This window comes from Rummeliibacillus pycnus (assembly GCF_050459865.1).
In the GTDB taxonomy this organism is placed as follows: domain Bacteria; phylum Bacillota; class Bacilli; order Bacillales_A; family Planococcaceae; genus Rummeliibacillus; species Rummeliibacillus pycnus_B.
This window is the reverse complement of the sequence record NZ_JBCMNM010000029.1, coordinates 1-18,925: the sequence shown is the minus strand read 5'-3', so window position 1 is coordinate 18,925 and position 18,925 is coordinate 1. Positions and strand designations below refer to the sequence as shown.

Genomic DNA, 18,925 nt, shown 5'->3' with positions numbered 1-18,925 from the left:
AGAGAACATTTCTATTGGAATGTTCTTTTTTTATTTAAAAAAAGAAGCCGGAGAGTGATTTATAATGAAAACTATTAAAGAGAAAATTTTAAATTATGATACAGTTGCCGAAACACCAATTATTGATTTAGCTACAGTTTTAACAATGCTAATTGGCACAGAAAAAAACACAGAAGTTGTCAATACTTTAGCTAATTTGGGAGCTAAGAAGATTAGTTCACTAACAGTTTCCGAGTTAATTTCAAATGGCTTAACAGAAACACAAGCCATTAAATTACATTCAGCTACTTTGTTTCATAAAAAGGTATTGGAAGATAAAGCACAAAATCGTTTTACTATACGTTCGCCACAAGATGCAGCTACATATTTAATGCCTCATTTGTCGAACTTAAATCAAGAGCATTTTGTTGTTTTATTCTTGAATGTAAAGAATGAAATTATTCACCGTGAAACAGTGTTCATCGGTTCTTTAAATGCAAGTATTGTTCATCCTCGTGAGATATTCAAAACTGCTGTGAAGTATAGTGCTGCATCTATTATTTGCAGTCATAATCATCCGAGCGGTAATCCTTCTCCTAGTCCAGAGGATATTGAAGTTACAAAACGACTTCAAGATGCTGGATTAATTATGGGAGTGGAATTGCTAGATCATGTAGTTATTGGTGATAGTCAATTTGTTAGTTTAAAAGAAAAAGGATATATGTAATGAAAAAGCGCCCTGTCTTATTAGGGCGTTTTTCTATTTAAAAATCCTTTTATATGAACGATACTTTCAACTATTTAAACACAATATAACAAATAGTTAAATGGTTGAATAGTTAATTAATCAGAGTTGGGGAGAGATTTAATATGGGAAACTACTTTATAAAGGCTTCAGTGAAAAATAATCTACTAACAATTGATGTAATTGATAATATCGACTGTTCAGATTCACTCTTTAAATTTTTCTATGGTCATTTAGATTGTAGAAGGGTTGATAACGTAGGATTAGGTCAAAATGGTGATGATAGATTAATTTTCGATGATGAAGTGATGGATAATAAATGTGAGACAGCAATTTTCCATTTATTTGATGAATGTAGTCGTATGCCGTTTGAAGTTGTAGGTAATCTTATTTTATGTACCACGGATTATTTAAATGGAGAACCATGTCTAACGGGATATAAAACCAAAGAAGATGCGTTTTCCGCATTTAAAGAATTCGTATGGATAGAAAGTGTATCTCAAATAGATACCGAAACACAATTAAAAATAAAGGATATAGATATAAGCTATTATAACTTTTTAATAAATTGTCAATAAAAATAAAGCTGATAGAATCATAACTTGAATTAATAAAATTAACTATTTAACCATTCTATTATTTAATTATTAATAGCTAAATAGTTATGTGTTATTTTATTAAAAGTCATTTAAAAGAGAGAAGTTCCCTATTCAATAGGACTTCTCTTTTTTTATTTAAAAGGAGAGATAGTGATGTTCAAATTCATAAAAAACAAGATGATTAAACGAAGTCGTAAAAGAGGCGGTATCACCTTTTCAGATGCAGATATGATGAAAATAAATAGTAAATACAAATATATCATTGATAATGCTAACCATAAAATTATCTTGGTATTAGCCGAGGATGAATTAGGTAATGCGAGAAATTGGGAAGAGGATGTTAAAAAGCTTGGTATAGATGAAACAGCAAAAGCGTTTTCGGGTTCTATTTCACGTAAAAAAAGAGGCTCTAAAGGCTTCGTACCACTTGTTGATATTCGTAATAAGGAGGCAATGCATCTTTTTGAATCCTACGATTATTTACAAGTAAGTATTTTCGAAGACACTATTTTGGTCGAAGGATACGAAGATAAAAATGATTCTCCTGATCAAAAGAATAAATCGGAGAAAGTTGTCGATAGCACCAGCCTACAAACATTCGCTAAGAAAAAATTTAGTTACACATTTATTCGTGAACAAGTAGAGCAACTATCACTAGACTTATTCAGTTGTAATTCGGCTGATAAAAGTTCTTTTGCGAATAAATTTAAAGATGGACTGAAGCAAGTTCCTCTAGTATTAAAAGTAGCTAGTCTATTTAGCGGTGCTGGTATGATGGATCAAGCCTTTAAAGACATAGGATATGATATTTGCTTTGCTATTGAAAAAGAAAAAGATGCTGCGGAAACATACAAACATAATATTGGAGACCATATTATTTGCGGTGACATTCTAAATACGGATATGTCTTTAATGCAAGATGCGACTGTTATTATTGGTGGCCCACCTTGTCAGGGCTTTTCATCAGCAAACAGACAAACCAATTATTTAGATAATCCAAATAATCGATTTATTAGATCCTATATTGATGCTGTAAAGGCAAATAAGGATTGCCAAGTTTTCGTTTTAGAAAATGTTCCTCAATTATTAACTGCGGGGGATGGAGCTTTTAAAAATGAAATCCTTTCTGAATTAAAGGATTTTGAGATTACAAGCGGTGTATTACGAGCCACAGAATTTGGGTGTCCGCAAGATCGTTCGAGAGCATTTGTGATTGGCTCAAAAATCGGAAAAATAGATTTACCAAAGCCAACACATAAACTAAATCAATTTTGCACAGTAGAAGATGCCTTCAGAGGTCTTACTGACGATATTCCTAACCAGTTAGATTTCTCAAAAGCTAAGTCAACTACATTAGAACGTATGAGACACGTAAAACAAGGGCAAAATTGGAAAGCTATTCCTGATAATTTAAAGACGGCCAAAATGCTTAACGATACTACGCACAGTTCGATTTATCGGAGATTAAAAAATAACGAACCTTCATGCACAATAACAAATGTAAGGAAGAGTAATATTCTTCATCCATTTGAAAATCGAATATTATCTGTGCGTGAGGCAGCACGCTTATTTGGATTAAAGGATAACTTTATATTTAAAGGTCTTTTATCTTCTAAGCAACAACAGGTAGCTAATGGCGTACCATATCAATTATCAATGGCTGTTGCCAAAGTGGTTAAAAAAGCTATAGAAAAATTCAATATAGCTTTTAATTGTGGTAACAGTTTAATTACAGCCAGTTAGTTAATGAACAAAATGCATATTGAATGTTAAATTTTTCATATTAAAACATGCCGAATGATTTACATTTCCGCATATGATAAGATAAATCCAATATAAACATACGAAAGGGCTGAATATATATGAGAACAATGACAATAGATTATTCAAAACAGATGGCTAAAACAACAAATAAAATTGCTGAACTTGCTGTTAAAGAGTATAACGCTGTTTATGGTGAGACTGATAAATGTCTAAAACGTGGTGGTAGCCGTAGACCTCGTAATGCAGCTGAACAAAGAGCATTAGATGGGTTTACATTGAAATGAGCCATGAAGAACGTTTAAAAAAGACAAAGGAAAAATTGTTAGCCCTCGCACCGATTAAAGATGATTCCTTTAGGGTATTAATGGAAACTGCTCGTATTTTAACGGAGCATATGGCGCCTTATGTACATGTACACGCTAGACCAATAGTAGTAGGTGGTTTATCCGTAGAATTTTATACGCACAATGACTATACAACTCGTGACTTAGATATAGTTACATCATCCAGTATGAGATTAAGACAAGATTTAAACGCTATGGGGTTTAATACGGACGAACGTGTCTTTATATTAGATGAATTGGAATTAGTTGTTGATATAGTAGATTCTACACTTGAAGGCGATTATAACTTAATTACTGAAATACCTATGCAGAATGAAGATGGCAATGATGTTATCGTATCCATGATATCTTTAGAGGATATTATTATTGATAGATTAGATGCTTCAGAACATGAAGATCCTCGATATTGGGGATACAATATGTTTGTTCGCTATCACGACAAATTGGATTTAGATTATATAGAAAGACAAGTAAAGACAAAGTTTTTTAAAACGCAACAAATGTTCACTACTTGGAAAGAGCAATATGAAAAGTTATTAAATAAACTTGAAGAAGAAAAATAACACAAAAGCACAATATCATTTTTATATGATATTGTGCTTTTTTATTACTGTATCAAGTGTTGCTTTCTCTATTGATAACCTTATTAAATTGTGCTAATTAGCTCTATATGCAAGTACCTTGATAAAACTCACTTTCTAATTGTACCAGACATCTTTCCAACAGTTGATAGTACTCCGCTTACGGACTCATTCATTGTAGTAGAATCGGTATAAAAAGAATTTAAAGCATCTATATAGAAATCTTCACTTTCTAAAACAGTATATCCCTTATTATCCAAACTATATAATGCATTTGACACCGCATGAAACTTTTGATTGTCACTTAATTTAATCCACTCAAAACCTGTCATGCCTTCTATATCTGTTTCAGAATCAGGATCGCTTGTTGTGCTTTTAGTATTTTTAGCCACATTGGATGATTGAAGAGCACCAGTAACCTCTTCAGAAGAGGTAATTAATGATTCTTTTATCAATGGTTTTTCATCATTCTCAACCTCTGCAAGCGTTAAACCTGCCTCTTTTCCGGACAATACGTCTTTTTTATCTAATGTATCTAGCAATTGCAATATCCTATCACTAGGTATTTGCCAGTTTTCTCTATCAATACTAACATTAGCCCCCACAAACACAAATGTTGCTAAATATACCTTATATGCTGGAAATTCCGTATCATCAAAATAAACCTCTAATGAATTTATGTAATCTACTTCATGGAATTTACTATTATAATCTTTATATAAATCAATCAAATACAGGTATTGCTTACTGATGCTCTTCTGAGTAAATTCCTTTCTCATTTTAACCGTAAGATGATTAAAGCCATCTTCATCTTCTGAGTTATGGAATTCTTCAATAAATTTGTTTGATTTTAAGTATTTGTCCCTATCTTCAATGGTAGGTGTTGCTTTCTCAACTTCTACTGGTTCGACCTTTTTCTCGTCATGAGAGCAAGCCGTCGTAATCAATAATAATAATGCACAAAGTAAAACTTTTTTCATTATACATACTCCTCTAGGTATAAATATATAAAACTATATTACCACTAAAAATTAAAATTTTGACTAAAATTTATAACAATATATATATATCGTTAACTAGATTAAGATATGATTATTAAAAATACATAAAAAGAGGTTAATACAATGGGAGAAATAATTGATTATTTGATCTCAGAAATGAATAAGAAAGGTATCTCAAGCAATCATATTGAAGAAATGAAGGATAGAGTATTAGTTAGTGATTATGAATACAGCTTATTTTATGATGAAATTAGTGAAAATAAAGAACACACAATTGTCGAAGTAAAGAAAATCAAGGGAATTTATACTGGATGGAAAACAGCTAATAGATCTATTTATGAATTATTTTTTTCTGTCACTGGTGAATTACCTACAAAAGATAGAGTTCTTAATTCCTCAAGAATTGAAACAAATATAATTTCTCTTTTAGTGAATGGTATTAAATATCAATATGATTTTTATGTAGATGCAACAAAGGAAGATTTATTAAGAGATGGTTTACCACGCTTCAATTACTATATAGAGGATGATATATATTTTTCAGGAGCAACACATAGAACCGTTAGCGCTATTATGTTTAATGCACCAAAAATGGTTGGATACGTTACTACTTATAGAAAAAATCCAATAAAATACAATAATTATCTAAAACATAACAAAACATTTGAGAAGTGGAAATTGTTTTTGGCTTCAGAATTTAATAGCATCGATATAATTAAAGTTAAAAATAGAAATTACGAAGTTCGCTTAAAAAAAGAGCAAAAAATCTACTTTAAATTTGAAACTCCGATAATTGTACCAAGTAATGAAAATTTGATTAATACAATTGACTTTGAAAAAGAGCAAAAAGATATGATTGAATTAATTCAAAAATTACAAGATATAGACAATGCACTTTCTAATAAGCAATTAGGAGTTTTGCCATTACCACTCCGAGTTCTAAAAAAATGGCGTTTACCATTTATAATGATATCCAGTATTTATGACTACAAAAATAATAACGCTAATTTTATTGATATTGATAACTCGGTAGATGATATAGTAAGAAAAATTTATAATCAAGCTCAAATGAAGACTATTATTGAAAATTTAACTGATAAATAATTTATGTAAAGTAAAGGTATTTAGATTTAATACCTTACTAAATGAAGTTTTAATCAAAACTCAGGGGATATCCCTTACATCCTTTAAATGAACGTTAATTTTAGAAATGAGATATACACACCCCACCCTACAAAAGTATCTTTCTGTTTGTTGTTTGGAAATGTTATATATATGATTAATACTTGTTATATATTGTTTACAGTTTCCGCAAACCCTTGATATTACTGGCTTTGTGGAACTTAAAGGTAAAAAAAATAACGTTAAAGGTAAAAAAAATAACGTTAAGAGTAAATTTTATAATGTTAAAGGTAAGAAATATAACGTTAAGCGTAAAAAAAATAACGTCAAAGGTAGGAAATATAATGTTAAATGTAAGAAAAATAACGTCAAAGGTAGGAAATATAACGTTAAGGTAAGAATAATAATGTTTTGGAATTCTATGTAAATTTTAAATATAAAAAAGCGATATAAACACTGTAAATTCAACGTTTTTTTGATTATTTATATCTAAATGTAAGAAAAATAATGATAAATGTAAGAAAAATAACGTTTAAATGTAAGTGCAAAAATAATTACTTACATTTTAAAATTGATTAATTTTTTTGCTTGTATTATGATATTGGTAACGAGGTAACAGTGGAGGAAATTACATGGATAATAAATATGAGAACTTTTTAGTTACAAAAAGCCATGATCTTATAGAGGCACGACAGAAAAAGCCTCTGACTCTTAGAGAGCAAAAATTAATACTTATGCTTGTTAGCACTATGCAACCAACCGATGAAGATTTCAAAGAATATCAAATAACAATAGAAGAATATTGTGATCTAATGCAAATAGATAAAAGATCTTCTTATCATCCAATAAAGAAAACGATTCATGAAATTGTTGGTAAGACAGTTGAAATTCCTTTGGAAGAAGGACGTTATCTTGTAACAAACTGGCTGAGTAGTGTTGAATACATAGAAGGCGAAGCAATAATGAACATATCATTTCAGCCAAAATTGAAACCATATCTCTTACAATTAAAAAAGTTTACAAGTTATAGATTGAAATATGTTTTATCTTTACATAGTGTTTACGCAATTAGATTATACGAGTTAGTGAAGAAATGGCAAGTAACTAGTATTGAAGAAACACAGAAAATAATTGAACTGGAAGAACTCAGAGGTAAGATGGGGGCTATTGCGAAGTCTTATAAAAGATATTCCCAATTAAAACAATTGTTGAATGACGTAATTTTTGAATTGAACGAAAAAACCGATGTTTTTATCTCTTTTGAGGAAATAAAGAAAGGTAGATCCGTAAAAAGTTTACGCTTTAAAATTAGAGAAAACTTAAATACTAAAGAAGTTCAATCTATTGAGACAAGAGATACAGAATCTTCAGTTGATAATCTTTCTGAACTTGAAAAAGATTTTATGAAAATGGAAGAAATGAGATTACGAATAAATGAAAAAGCTGAAGGCTACGATTTTGACGGTATAACATTCTTCGGATTTTATAATGAGCTAATATCAATATTTGACAAGGATATTGAGACAGAACTTATGTATTTAATTAAATACATTAATGAACCCGAAAGTAACATAGAAAATCCAATAGGTTTTATAAAATTTAAGGTGAAAGAATTATTAAAATTACATCAAAGTGGAGGCAAAGGTTCTTTTAAAAGTCTCTTAAAACCAAAGAACTATCAGAAAAATACTCGTAAAAAAACAGAAAATACTCAGCAAAACTTACCTGATTGGTTTATCGAGGCTCAGAAGAAAAAAGAACTTGCTAAGGCTCAGGCTGAAACTGCAGCTACAAGTGCTGAAAGTAGTTATAATGCTAAGATGGAAGAAGTAATGAAGAAGTGGGATAAAGAAGATTAGAAGTATAGAAAGTAAAAATTTGTTTTATCTTAATAATTTTTGAATCAGAAAGATGATGTGAATTGAAATTTCGCATCATCTTTCTTGTTTTTTTCTTATATTAATCTAAAAAATCTAACCTGTTAATTGTTATTAGTTTCAATTTTTTTCACTATAATCATTTGATAACCCGATGCTAATGAAATGCCATATCCAATAAAAGCTAAGAATACCGTTAAATCATATGAATTAAAGTTTATTTTGATTAATAAAAGGAGAAGAATGATTATTCCGACTATTAGATATAACATTTTATTTACCTTACCTATTTTAAATTTAATATTTGGTTCGTCTACTTTTTTGAATAGCTTAAATAAAGATATATAGAACCCGAACAGGAACAGCCCTAAAAATGGGTAAAGTGAGGAATAATACGCATTTTTGAATGTTATACTTTGAAATTTAAATAAAAAGTTCACTAACACTAATAATCCAGTTAGATAAAAAATGATACATATACCATAGATTATTGTTTTCATATATTCCCTCCATTCATTAGTTATATAATATTATATTTAAACAATATTTACTATCTTTACTTTTTATGGATATTGTTTTATTATGGAAATATCAAATAGAAAAGGGAGGATTTGTAAATGAAAAAAGTAATTAAATCGATTTTCGCGGTTGGTCTATTGTCATTAGTTGTAGCGAACACAAATGTTATTGCAGCAGAAACAAGCCCCACTCCTTTAGTAGAAACCCAAAGTAAAATTGAGGTAGATAAATATTCAAATGAGCCAATTGTCCCTCTTGAGTCTGTCAAAGATAGATATGCAAAAGAACATATTAAATTAAAAAAATCTGATATACCAACATTTAAGGAATTAAATGACAAAGTAGAAAAAGAGTTAAATGTTTCTAAAACAAACCCAACTCAAACAATTGATTTGGGGAATGGATTTACAGTTGAGGCTAGTGTAGAAGAAGTTCCTAATTCTGCTACTAATTCTGTTAGTTCCGGTATCCAACCATTAGCTGAGCCTATTTATACTAAAACTGCTAAAGGTTCATATACAATAAGAACACTTGGTGTAGATCAATTTAGAATTACTGTAAGTGCTGCCTTTTCATATAATGGTTCAAAGATTACTAGCTTTCAAGATCCTCCAAGTGCAAGTGCTGAAGCGTGGTTAGGATGGTCTGGTTCTATTACAAATAGAGATATTTATAGTTCTGACGCTACAGCAAAAGATGCAATAGCAGATGCAGATTATAAATATTTGAATATGGCATCAAATTATGCTGGTCATATTGAAGTACGATTTACAGCAACAGGAAATTATTACATGCATGATACTTGGATTGGTTCTGCAAGATAAATCCGATTATTTTTATACTTATATCAGTTAGGGAATATTAAAATTCAGAATATCTTAAAAAACCACCTGTTAATGGTGGTTTTTTTAATTAAATAGCTTATTTTTTAAACTTAATTTCAAAATTGCAAAATATTTTTGCTTAATTTATTATTATGTTAACCGTTAGAATAAATAGAATGTTTAAATATTATGATTTCTCAATCAAAATGCGTTTTGAACACGCAAGATTTTATAAAAATGAATTGGTCCATAAGGAATTGTAAAAAAGTTATAAAACTCTACAATGAGCTATTAAAATATACAAAAGGAGAGGTTAATATGATTATGACAGAAAAACAGCTTATAGATACCGATATATTAAATGAATTCATGGGAATGAATTTCGACATTATTCGACGTAATTCAAAAACGAATGAAAGATCATTTTATTTCTATTGCAAGGAAACAGGCGATTTTGTGGGAGAGGTTGACTTAGATAGCTGTAAAATGACGGAGCAATTTGAAAAATTAATTCCAAAAGCTAAAGTTATTTCACTACGTTCATTGCTTTTGAAAAATTAATTTTCGAGGTTGGAATAGGAGAAGGTAAGAATGAAGTTTAAAGGTGAAATACCTACTGAAATGCAGAGCTTAATAATTGATTACTGCGGAAAACTTGGAGTAGATCACAATGAACTAAAAGTAGTAAGGGAAAAGAGAGATTCTACATTTAACGGATTTTATAATAATAAAGTGATTACTTTTAATGAACTTGTATTCAAGACTTGGGCTGAAGAAGATAATAGACAAATGAGTAAATTTCTAATAGCCCATGAACTCACACATGCTAAATATAATGAATGTGGGAAAATTATTAGTTTATTGAGCTTGGTAGTCCCAACGTTAGCATTGCATTTTGCTTTTAGGGAATTAAGAGCCAATGTAGGTGCTTGTCAACTAACCAAATCAACTGCAGTTGACTTAAAAAAATATTTTAACCCTGAAGGAGAGAAGGGTAAATACAATTATTATCCGGAAATATTCAAAACTGATTCTGCTCTATCAGGTGGCTATATAGATGGAAAATTAAACTATGACTTCATTGTTGCTAACAATGAGTGGAAACAGGATACAGCATCTAACGCACGTGAAATGATAAGAGGATATGCAAAAAGATTCAAGTGGATACCACTTAGTTGGTATAAGAAGATAGAAAAGAAATATTCAATTTCACTTTTAGGATTTTAAAAAAATACCTGAACATATTGTTCAATTTTTTGTTCAATATGTTCAGGTATCTTTTATGATGAACTAATTGTGGACTCTAATACGGTAATTTAATACTTTCTTTAATTTGGGCAATATAGTTGTTTGATACCCAATCTTTATAGAATGTAGCCGATTGCAAATAACCCACCATAATTGAATCTACTTTAACTAACTGTATTACCCCTGTGATTATGCTGTCTAAATCCCCTTGCTGATTTAATCGTTCTAATACATCATCTATTTCTTCAACAATGTCAATTTCAATAGGAAATATGCTCTGCCTAGAGGTAATAAAACAACTTTTATTTGTATCTATTCTCTCTTTATCCAAGATCAAAAGAGAAATGATTTCCTTTTTTAATTCTTGCAACTCACCATAAGAATAATTGTTTAAATGCTCAATTATATCTTTTCCTTTCATAAATACACTCTCCTTTTGGTTTTAATTCCGATTGGCCACACTCGGAATTGAATGTGTCGCTTAATCCTTCTGTAATAAAGTAAATCTTCTTGATAATCTTAAAATTAGCAAAGAGTAGCAAGGTGATTAATTGATTGAAACAACTGTGTTGCTGCATAAACACTGTGATTACCTCTCACAGCTTCATCCAAAAATCCTTTTCGAAATGCTGGTTCATTTAATGTGCCATTCTGAGATTCAGTTTTAAACAATGAGAATAATGATTGGTCCACAGAGTTTAATGAATTTTTGGTACGTTCACCAAAGGATTGCATTAACGAACGGCCTAACTGATAATGTTCATGAGTATTCAAATTCAATGTGTTCAATTCAATATAAGTAGACATATATCTCACCTCTTGTTATTTTTCACCAATTTTTTTCAACGATATAACCGATATAACATAAAAGTAGTAATCTACGTGATACGTCATAGATTCTATATCACTAAATCTAATCACTAAAACTTCGTGTAGGTTACTTTGATACGACAATACTTTCTTCATATTCTTTAACTAACTTATAGAAAGTAGACTTTTTTAGATTACATTTCTTCATTGCTTCAACAGCTTTGATATCCCCATTTTTCCATTCATTATAAACTTCAATAAATTCATCTGTAATTTGAATGGATGGTCGTCCAAATTTAATGCCATTTTTATGTGCTGCATCAATTCCCTCACGTTGTCTTTTTTTAATACGTTCACGTTCATCTTCAGCAATCCAAGATAAAATCTGAAGAACAAGATCGCTAATGAATGTACCAAGACTATCTTTATGCTTTGTTGTATCCAACAAGGGCATATCCAGTACCACTATGTCAGCCCCAATGTTTTTAGTAATGTCGTTCCATTCATTTAGTATTTCTTCTTTATTACGGCCAAAGCGATCCAACGAATGAATGTACAGTACATCGTTTCTTCTGAGCATCCTTTTTAACAATTGGTACTGTTCACGGTTAAAATCTTTACCGGATTGCTTATCGATAAAAATATCTCGGTTGTCTACATACTGTTTTAAATTTTCTAACTGCCGAGATTCATTCTGATCTTTTGAGCTAATTCTGACGTATCCAAATTTTCTATTGTCCATATTAGTCACCTCTTAACTAATTTTTATATGTGGAACATATTAAACCACTATTACATCGAAATTGGATACATAACCCTTAAATTACAAATTCTATAAATCTATTATATCAAAAGTGTTTATAAAAGTATATGAAATATAACGAACGTCCGAAAAGTAATTTTATATGTTTTTGAACAAAATATATTTTGAAATTTAGTTATTTGTGGAGTGTCCGAAAAAGTACACAAAAACGAACGCTTTAAAGTGAACTAATTATTAGAATTTTGAAAATACTGGTGCGGTTTAATAATTGCAAATAGAATAATTACATATTTGTTTTTTTGTTGACAGCCGTAAACTTAAGTTGTACGCTGTAAACAAATGAAAATTATGGAAGGAATGATGTTAAATGAAAGAAAATCCTTATAAAGGTTTTTTATCTAGAAATATTTTACTTACTCATGAAGTTGCTGAAAAACTAAATGTTTCTAGACAATATATTTCTAACTTACGGAAAGAAGGTGAGTTGGTACCAATTAAAAGCACTGCGAATGGTTCAGTATATCTTTTGCAAGATGTTTTGGAATTTATGGAGAGAAAGGGGATGCTTCCTCATTATGAAAACCCAAAATCTCCAATGTTTGTTTGTGAGGAATCGAGTACTTCTCATAATGTTGATTACGCTAAAAAATATATAGATCAATTAGGTTCAATAATACAAGTGAAAATATTTTTAAATGATATAGATGCTGCCATTGAAAACTACTTTCTTCCATTGTACGAGTATAGATATGGTGATCTAATTAGTTTATCGACTCCACATATGATTATTCGAGATTCTAATGGTAATGAGATGTGGTTGCCGGGGTGTAATTGTGGTTACGATGGAACTGGACCTCGTGGATCTGCAGAATTGCTTAATCTTATAGGTATACCAAATGATTTAATAAAAGAATTATTTAACTATCCAGTAGTTAAATATGTAAAGAATGAGAACGGTGAATGGGAACATAGTGTTAGAGAAAGTGACTTTGATTTTCGTTCAACATTAAAATCGGGTGATTTAGAAAATGCTCGTGCAAATATGTATTGGCATCAAGGTAGACTGACCTTGTTGCAAGACAAGCTATATAATAGAAGAAGTAATTCCCTACATGTACTAGAAAAATATTGGGCCTTCATTCAGCATCCAACAGAATTTATCTTATTTTCGGAGAAAAAACAGGCAATTGACGAGGGTTATTTTGATCCATCGAATCAAAGTGGTTTTAATGATGGGGCCTATAGATTAATCATTAGGGATTATTCTGGAAGGCAATTATGGTTAGATTCACATGTTGATAAAAACAAGTCAGTGGAAAAACAACCAGAACTGAAATACATTCTTGAGGCATGTGGATTTGATATTGAAAAGGAAAATGCAAATAGAGGGTTTTCTAGTTGGTTAAGTACTCCATTAAAAAAGGTAGAACCAAGTTATCCAATAGTGGGTCGGAGAAATCCATTTTGAGAAAATGCTCAAGTCACATACAAGTTGTGATGAACTGTATTAATAAAGTGAAATAAGAATTAAATTGGAAGTACTAAACAAAATAAATTGTATAATTAAGCAACCATCTATATGAAAACAAATAGATGGTTGCTTTTTAAATTAGAGATATAACCGATATAACATAAAATAGTAACCAAACGTTATACGACATAGACACTATATCACTAATTTACGATTATAGACTCCAAATTAAACTGCCAACCAGGGGGCGGAGACATTGGATTAGGAATTTTCACCATTGCATTTTCTCGTGATAATCTTGAAAACTCTAATACTTCAGGTGAAATTCCTTCTGTAGTTTCGATTAGTTTAAGGTTTGAATTTAAGATGTCCCAAGTCCCCATAATAAGCATATCGAATCCCTTACCATAAGACTCAAAGAATAGTAAATCTTGCTTACCATCAGGATAATTTTTAAAAGGTAGCTGATCTATTTTTTCCTCAACGCACTGAAGTGACCAGATTCCATTCCAGATAGTTTGGGTATCTTTATGTGAAAAAAGTCTCCACAGATTTTCATAACTTATATTTACTAGTGAGAGCATTTCTTTAGCAACAGTTGGTTCATTAGTTAGCTTATCTTCAATTGATAAAGATACTTTTTCGTTCTTTACTTTTTTGGTTAGAGCCTCCATTCCTAGTTTATGAGCCATTTTATAGCCAATCCGAGTGGTTAAATTGTCTAAGTGACATAGAGCATTCATAAGAGGATGGGGAAGGCCGTAATTTATATTAAATAAAGCTAGTTCATTTATAGATTCAATAATTCCATGTTGGTATGATGAAGCTTTAAGGTCAATTCCTTTTCTTAATAGCCTAATCAAAACATCTAAAGAATGAACTTTAAAAATCGCGTGATTTCTACTCCTCCAATTCATAGCTAATTTATCTATTAGGTTTATTCTCTCAGTTTTTTCAGCTTCTATTATTCGCCTAGCGTATTCTATAGAGGTCTTTACAGTTTTGTCAACTGGTATATCCATTCTAACCAACAAAAGATTTAAAGGTAATCTTTCAAGCTCCTGTTGGTATTTTTCAGTATTTCTCTTCCAAGCTGCATTTCTATACTCTTTAGCATTAGTTTGGATTTGTTTTTTTAAATCGTATTCTTTACGATGAAGGGAAGAGTAAAATAGTTGAAGTTCATTTTCATCAAGCTCAACTTCAAAACTATTTTCAATTTGTTGCATAATTTGTTGTCTTAAAAAACGTAACATATCTTTATTATTTAAAATCTCTACAAGCTTCATAAAATCATCAAATGAACTTTGTTGGCTGCATGAAATTATGTAATCATCCCATTTAGAAACTTTTAGTGAATCAAAAATTCTAATTTCCCATCCATTTATTAGAACGATAAATCTAGCTTGTATTTCAGGGTGTATTGCATAAAGGTGTGCTTGAAGTAAATCACCCATATCCATTTCTTTTTTATTACCGGGTTTAGCTTCGATAATCCAAAAGCTTTTTAATCGAATTGTTGGGATGTAGTCAATTTGAACTCGTTTACGTCCTACTCTATGGTACGGAGAGTTTAACGAAAGGCTTTTTTCTCTAATAATGTTATTAATAGTTCCTGCCCCATACCCTAAAACTTTTAGTAATGGTGCAATAAATTCTTCTCTTATATCTGATTCATTCATAGTAGAGAACTCGAGAGCTTTCCAATAATCAAAAAATTGTTTATACAAATTAAATCCACTTCCTTTTATACATCTAGTACTTAATTATGGATGACATTATCAAGGTTATTAGTATCAATTTGATAAAATTTTATTTTAAAGCAACAGGGGGTAAATCAATCCTTATTTTGAAACTACAATAACATAACAAATTTTGTGTTTTTATTAACGGAAAAAACCCTAAACATTTAATGGTTTAGGGTTTTTTCGATATAGTCCACAACAGACCTTTAAGTATTTCTTATATAGCCCACAACAGGCGTAATTTATATTTTTAATATACACTACTTACCACAGGTTATCAAGGATTACCTTAAATTATCAAGGATTATCTTAAATTATCAAAAATTATTATAAACAACCATTAGAGGTTAAGCCTTCCCTACAGTTTTTCTTTCGTCTTCCTCTGTTGTTTTTTCTTCTGGGGTTGGATGCATGTAGTGCGTTTGCATGATTTGATATGCTGCCCATTGAGCATCGGTCCTTGAAGTAATTAGTTGCATCGAGGAATCATATGTAGCCGTAGCATTAATCCAACTACGGATAAAATGTTTACGATCAGTATTCGATAAGCTTGTTGGGTGTAAATTGATTTCGAATTTATTGTTTTCGTCATTATACAAATAATAGACAAGTTTATTTGCAGTCAGACTACTTATTTTAAATGGCAAATGGAAATGTGCAAATTGCACTTGATAATCAATTAATTCTGGTAGTGAAGAACGAGTCTTTTCTAAAATAAAGTTTGCTAAAGTAATCTCTCCCTGACCTAATATTCTAAATCCTTCTTTAATACGATTTATTTGATCTTTAGAAATTTTAACGGGCTTCATACTTGAGTTAGAAGGATCTTTAAATTTATGTTTATTTATTTTTTTTCGACTTAAACTAGTAATTTGATCTAATAAAATTACAGTTTCTTCGCTCAAAAAATCAATATGTCCAATGTTGAACCTCATTCCGGACTCAATTGTAGTATTTGGTTTAAAGCTCGTAGTAGGGATAACTAGCATCTGATCACGTCGGTCTTGCACTTCCCACACTATTACGTAATGATAGTCGTCTAATTCCCCGCCCACACCTGAAATGTTCATTCTTAAAAATTGTCCATTTTTTATGAATGGGAAGAAGTTTTTCGATTGTTGTCCATTTTTAATCTGAAATTGGTTTGGTTTTGCAGTCGCTCTAACAAATCGTTGAATTCGCTCTAAAGAATTTTGCTTTGTTTGGTCAACGATATTAGGATCGTCAGCCATATTCATCATTGTTTTAGCTAACTGCAAAACTTGTTCTTCATCTAATAATTGATTAAGCTCATTTAATAGCTTATTTTTTTCAGCATCATTGGGATGTGAATCAATCTTTTCAATAATATTTTTTAAATATTTAAGCATCACCATAAAATTCCTCCCTTAGTAGATATTTAAATAATAACTTAAAATATTAATATCTCATATAAATATAATTTTTTTATCTAGTAATGATAACAGCATAATTTTTTCGATTTTAAAAATAGACTAAATACAGCTTAATTCTAATGCTTGCTTCAAAAACAACATTAAAGAGCCTCGCTATGTATAAATCGTAGCAAGGCTCTTTAATATTTGTTACTGTACACTTATTTTTTAATGTTCGGTTTTTTCGGCTTTTTTGGGAAAGTAGGAAATCCCATTTTTTCACCATGCTCTCGAATTTCTTTTGCAATCTGTTCTTTTGTTTTTGCTGCCATTTTAAAACACCGTCCTTATTTTAGCCTTTGAAAGTATTATGGACATATCTCCCAAAAGTTAAACATATGATAAATTATCCTTGGGACTTGGTCCGTAGTCCCAAACGTAATTTTCCTTTTAGGTGATAGGGGAGTGAAAAATGGGTGAGAATAGAGCAACACGCATCGATAAAAAACGTGATGTAAAGCCGACAGTACACACAGATTTTAAAAACGCAGTATATAGACTAGCAGATATAAGTGATATATCAGTTATGGATCTTATAGAAGAAATGACAATACATGCTCTAAGGAGTAAACGAATATTAGAGGATCTTTCCCCACACTTTGTTCGTAGTGTTAGGTTTAAGAATATATTGTATCCCGGTCATGGGAATGCGGAACATGTTGGACATTCGAGTACAGGAGTTAATTATGTGAGGATGAAAACACGTTTAACAGCAGATACATTCGAGGATTTAAACGATATTGCTATAGCTTTAGATATAAGACCAGCGAGGGCTTGTGCCGTATTAATCCATGAATCATTTCATAGTCAGTATTTTATGGACAATTTCATCAAGAGGCATCTACAAGCCAACATCACTGATCGCCAACTGTTAGAATTGAAGAAAATCATGGAGTATATAGAACGTGATGTAAATTACAATGTCAGTTGGGCAACATTGTTATCATATATCGTGCAAGAAGTGAAAGAACCAGCGAAAAGTCTTAAAGAGAAAGTAAATACATTTGTAATCAGGCATTGGAAAGATCGTTAATTACGGTCTTTTTTTCTTTCCAAAAATTTTCAGTGTGTAAAACTTCACTTATTGATTTTCTGAGTGGGGGTATCTTGTGAGATTCAACGCATTCAGGAAGATAACATTCTGCAATTAAAATGTTTAGAGCTTTTCGATATGCAGAATGTACTTTTAAAAGAAGGACAATCTGTAAATTTTTCATATTGACCAGCTACTTTTACGCGTTACATACCATAAGGAGATCAGTACAGAATGTAAGTTAATTTACTTCAAGTGATGTTAAAATAAGTTACAACGGTATAAAGACGAGATATTTTGCCTATTTTATCTTAAGAATGTTTAGAAAATTATTCTACCGAGTTAGCTATTCTAACTAATGTGTTTGGCATTTCTACGTTTGTAACCTCTCTATAAATACCGAGCAGATATTGTAAATCGTTTTTTTCAAAGACCAAAAAGTTAAATTGGTGACTTTCAAAATAAAAAGCTTTTCCACCATCTTGAAGTGTATACTCTTTACCTTCTTTACCTTTAAAGTTCAATTTATTTTTTATTGGGCGAATATCAATTTTATAAATATTTTCCCTTACATCTTTATTTACATACCTAATATCTAAGGAATGATTCGTATTATATCGTTTATCTTCATAAAAGCTTCCGAATCTATGTGTGAAAGAAATAGCAGGCGTAACTCTGGGTAACTTTACATCACAATTAAAATAATTTTCGAACTCCTTAACAGATTCTTCTACTGATTTATATCCCGCCTCAGCGAATTTTTCTTCAAAAGAAGGAGAAGGTGGTAGTGGTGTATTTTGTTGATTTGCATATATCTCTTCTTTAGCAGAAAATAAAATAATAATACTAATAATAGTTATCATATAATATACTCTTTTTAACATTTGTAATTTACACTTCTTTCATTAGAGATAAACACTGTTCATTAAGTATTTCACTAAAGGTCAGAATAATGCAGATATATTAAAGTTTTTTTGCACAAATAAAAATTGATTAATAAGTCTAAAAATGAACATTCTTCTTTTATGTCAATTCAATTATTTCAAAAAAAACAGTAAAAAGAGCAT

Annotated in this window: 19 protein-coding genes; 12 read left to right on the top strand and 7 right to left on the bottom strand. The window is 30.4% G+C overall.

Annotated features, from left to right (window positions below; translation table 11 throughout):
* Nucleotides 1–64: 64 nt before the first annotated feature.
* From radC to ABE048_RS07860, 5 genes are all read left to right on the top strand, one after another.
* A complete protein-coding gene (gene radC, locus ABE048_RS07880; protein ID WP_430310412.1) occupies nucleotides 65–706 on the top strand; it encodes a RadC family protein in 642 nt (213 codons plus the stop codon).
* Nucleotides 707–849: 143 nt separating this feature from the next.
* On the top strand, nucleotides 850–1,302 hold the full coding sequence (locus ABE048_RS07875; protein WP_430310411.1) for a hypothetical protein: 453 nt from the start codon (nucleotides 850–852) through the stop codon (nucleotides 1,300–1,302).
* A 174-nt stretch (nucleotides 1,303–1,476) separates the two neighbouring features.
* Complete coding sequence (locus tag ABE048_RS07870; protein WP_430310409.1) at nucleotides 1,477–3,066, top strand: DNA cytosine methyltransferase; 1,590 nt, start codon at nucleotides 1,477–1,479, stop codon at nucleotides 3,064–3,066.
* A gap of 119 nt (nucleotides 3,067–3,185) precedes the next feature.
* Nucleotides 3,186–3,371 carry a hypothetical protein gene (locus ABE048_RS07865; protein ID WP_430310407.1) on the top strand — a complete coding sequence of 62 codons (186 nt, stop codon included), beginning with the start codon at nucleotides 3,186–3,188 and terminating at the stop codon, nucleotides 3,369–3,371.
* A complete protein-coding gene (locus tag ABE048_RS07860; protein WP_430310405.1) occupies nucleotides 3,368–3,994 on the top strand; it encodes a hypothetical protein in 627 nt (208 codons plus the stop codon). The genes ABE048_RS07865 and ABE048_RS07860 overlap by 4 nt, the downstream gene beginning before the upstream one ends.
* Before the next feature lie 128 nt (nucleotides 3,995–4,122).
* Here the strand turns inward: ABE048_RS07860 and ABE048_RS07855 are convergent, their stop codons facing one another.
* Nucleotides 4,123–4,992, bottom strand: coding sequence for a hypothetical protein (locus tag ABE048_RS07855; RefSeq protein ID WP_430310403.1), 870 nt, complete (start codon nucleotides 4,990–4,992; stop codon nucleotides 4,123–4,125).
* A gap of 144 nt (nucleotides 4,993–5,136) precedes the next feature.
* Here ABE048_RS07855 and ABE048_RS07850 point away from each other — a divergent pair, with 144 nt between their 5' ends.
* The 5 genes from ABE048_RS07850 (at nucleotide 5,137) to ABE048_RS07830 (ending at nucleotide 10,582) form a co-directional block, all read left to right on the top strand.
* Nucleotides 5,137–6,117: a hypothetical protein gene (locus ABE048_RS07850; protein ID WP_430310401.1), complete on the top strand. Its 981-nt coding sequence runs from the start codon at nucleotides 5,137–5,139 to the stop codon at nucleotides 6,115–6,117.
* A 650-nt stretch (nucleotides 6,118–6,767) separates the two neighbouring features.
* Nucleotides 6,768–7,994, top strand: a complete 1,227-nt coding sequence (locus ABE048_RS07845) for a replication initiation protein (RefSeq protein WP_430310399.1) — start codon at nucleotides 6,768–6,770, stop codon at nucleotides 7,992–7,994.
* 635 nt (nucleotides 7,995–8,629) lie between these two features.
* Nucleotides 8,630–9,355, top strand: coding sequence for a hypothetical protein (locus tag ABE048_RS07840; protein ID WP_430310398.1), 726 nt, complete (start codon nucleotides 8,630–8,632; stop codon nucleotides 9,353–9,355).
* 318 nt (nucleotides 9,356–9,673) lie between these two features.
* The gene (locus tag ABE048_RS07835; RefSeq protein ID WP_430310396.1) at nucleotides 9,674–9,916 is read left to right on the top strand and encodes a hypothetical protein; all 243 of its coding nucleotides are present in this window, start codon (nucleotides 9,674–9,676) and stop codon (nucleotides 9,914–9,916) included.
* Nucleotides 9,917–9,946: 30 nt separating this feature from the next.
* Nucleotides 9,947–10,582: a hypothetical protein gene (locus tag ABE048_RS07830; protein ID WP_430310394.1), complete on the top strand. Its 636-nt coding sequence runs from the start codon at nucleotides 9,947–9,949 to the stop codon at nucleotides 10,580–10,582.
* 76 nt (nucleotides 10,583–10,658) lie between these two features.
* Here the strand turns inward: ABE048_RS07830 and ABE048_RS07825 are convergent, their stop codons facing one another.
* The 3 genes from ABE048_RS07825 to ABE048_RS07815 all read right to left on the bottom strand — a co-directional run bounded on the left by ABE048_RS07825 (nucleotide 10,659) and on the right by ABE048_RS07815 (nucleotide 12,155).
* Nucleotides 10,659–11,024 (bottom strand): hypothetical protein, encoded by a 366-nt coding sequence (locus tag ABE048_RS07825; RefSeq protein WP_430310392.1) that lies wholly within the window; start codon nucleotides 11,022–11,024, stop codon nucleotides 10,659–10,661.
* A gap of 104 nt (nucleotides 11,025–11,128) precedes the next feature.
* Complete coding sequence (locus tag ABE048_RS07820; protein ID WP_430310391.1) at nucleotides 11,129–11,410, bottom strand: hypothetical protein; 282 nt, start codon at nucleotides 11,408–11,410, stop codon at nucleotides 11,129–11,131.
* A gap of 130 nt (nucleotides 11,411–11,540) precedes the next feature.
* Nucleotides 11,541–12,155 (bottom strand): recombinase family protein, encoded by a 615-nt coding sequence (locus ABE048_RS07815; protein ID WP_430310389.1) that lies wholly within the window; start codon nucleotides 12,153–12,155, stop codon nucleotides 11,541–11,543.
* 388 nt (nucleotides 12,156–12,543) lie between these two features.
* Between ABE048_RS07815 and ABE048_RS07810 the strand changes: the two genes are divergently transcribed.
* Nucleotides 12,544–13,644, top strand: coding sequence for a helix-turn-helix transcriptional regulator (locus tag ABE048_RS07810; RefSeq protein WP_430310388.1), 1,101 nt, complete (start codon nucleotides 12,544–12,546; stop codon nucleotides 13,642–13,644).
* Between the two features lie 206 nt (nucleotides 13,645–13,850).
* On the opposite strand, the gene ABE048_RS07805 is transcribed toward ABE048_RS07810, so the two are convergent.
* Both ABE048_RS07805 and ABE048_RS07800 read right to left on the bottom strand, forming a co-directional pair.
* Nucleotides 13,851–15,329 (bottom strand): hypothetical protein, encoded by a 1,479-nt coding sequence (locus ABE048_RS07805; protein ID WP_430310387.1) that lies wholly within the window; start codon nucleotides 15,327–15,329, stop codon nucleotides 13,851–13,853.
* 410 nt (nucleotides 15,330–15,739) lie between these two features.
* Nucleotides 15,740–16,768 (bottom strand): hypothetical protein, encoded by a 1,029-nt coding sequence (locus tag ABE048_RS07800; protein ID WP_430310386.1) that lies wholly within the window; start codon nucleotides 16,766–16,768, stop codon nucleotides 15,740–15,742.
* A gap of 469 nt (nucleotides 16,769–17,237) precedes the next feature.
* Between ABE048_RS07800 and ABE048_RS07795 the strand changes: the two genes are divergently transcribed.
* Nucleotides 17,238–17,858: a hypothetical protein gene (locus tag ABE048_RS07795; protein ID WP_430310384.1), complete on the top strand. Its 621-nt coding sequence runs from the start codon at nucleotides 17,238–17,240 to the stop codon at nucleotides 17,856–17,858.
* A gap of 329 nt (nucleotides 17,859–18,187) precedes the next feature.
* Here the strand turns inward: ABE048_RS07795 and ABE048_RS07790 are convergent, their stop codons facing one another.
* Nucleotides 18,188–18,721: a carbon monoxide dehydrogenase gene (locus ABE048_RS07790; protein WP_430310383.1), complete on the bottom strand. Its 534-nt coding sequence runs from the start codon at nucleotides 18,719–18,721 to the stop codon at nucleotides 18,188–18,190.
* Between the last annotated feature and the right edge of the window lie 204 nt (nucleotides 18,722–18,925).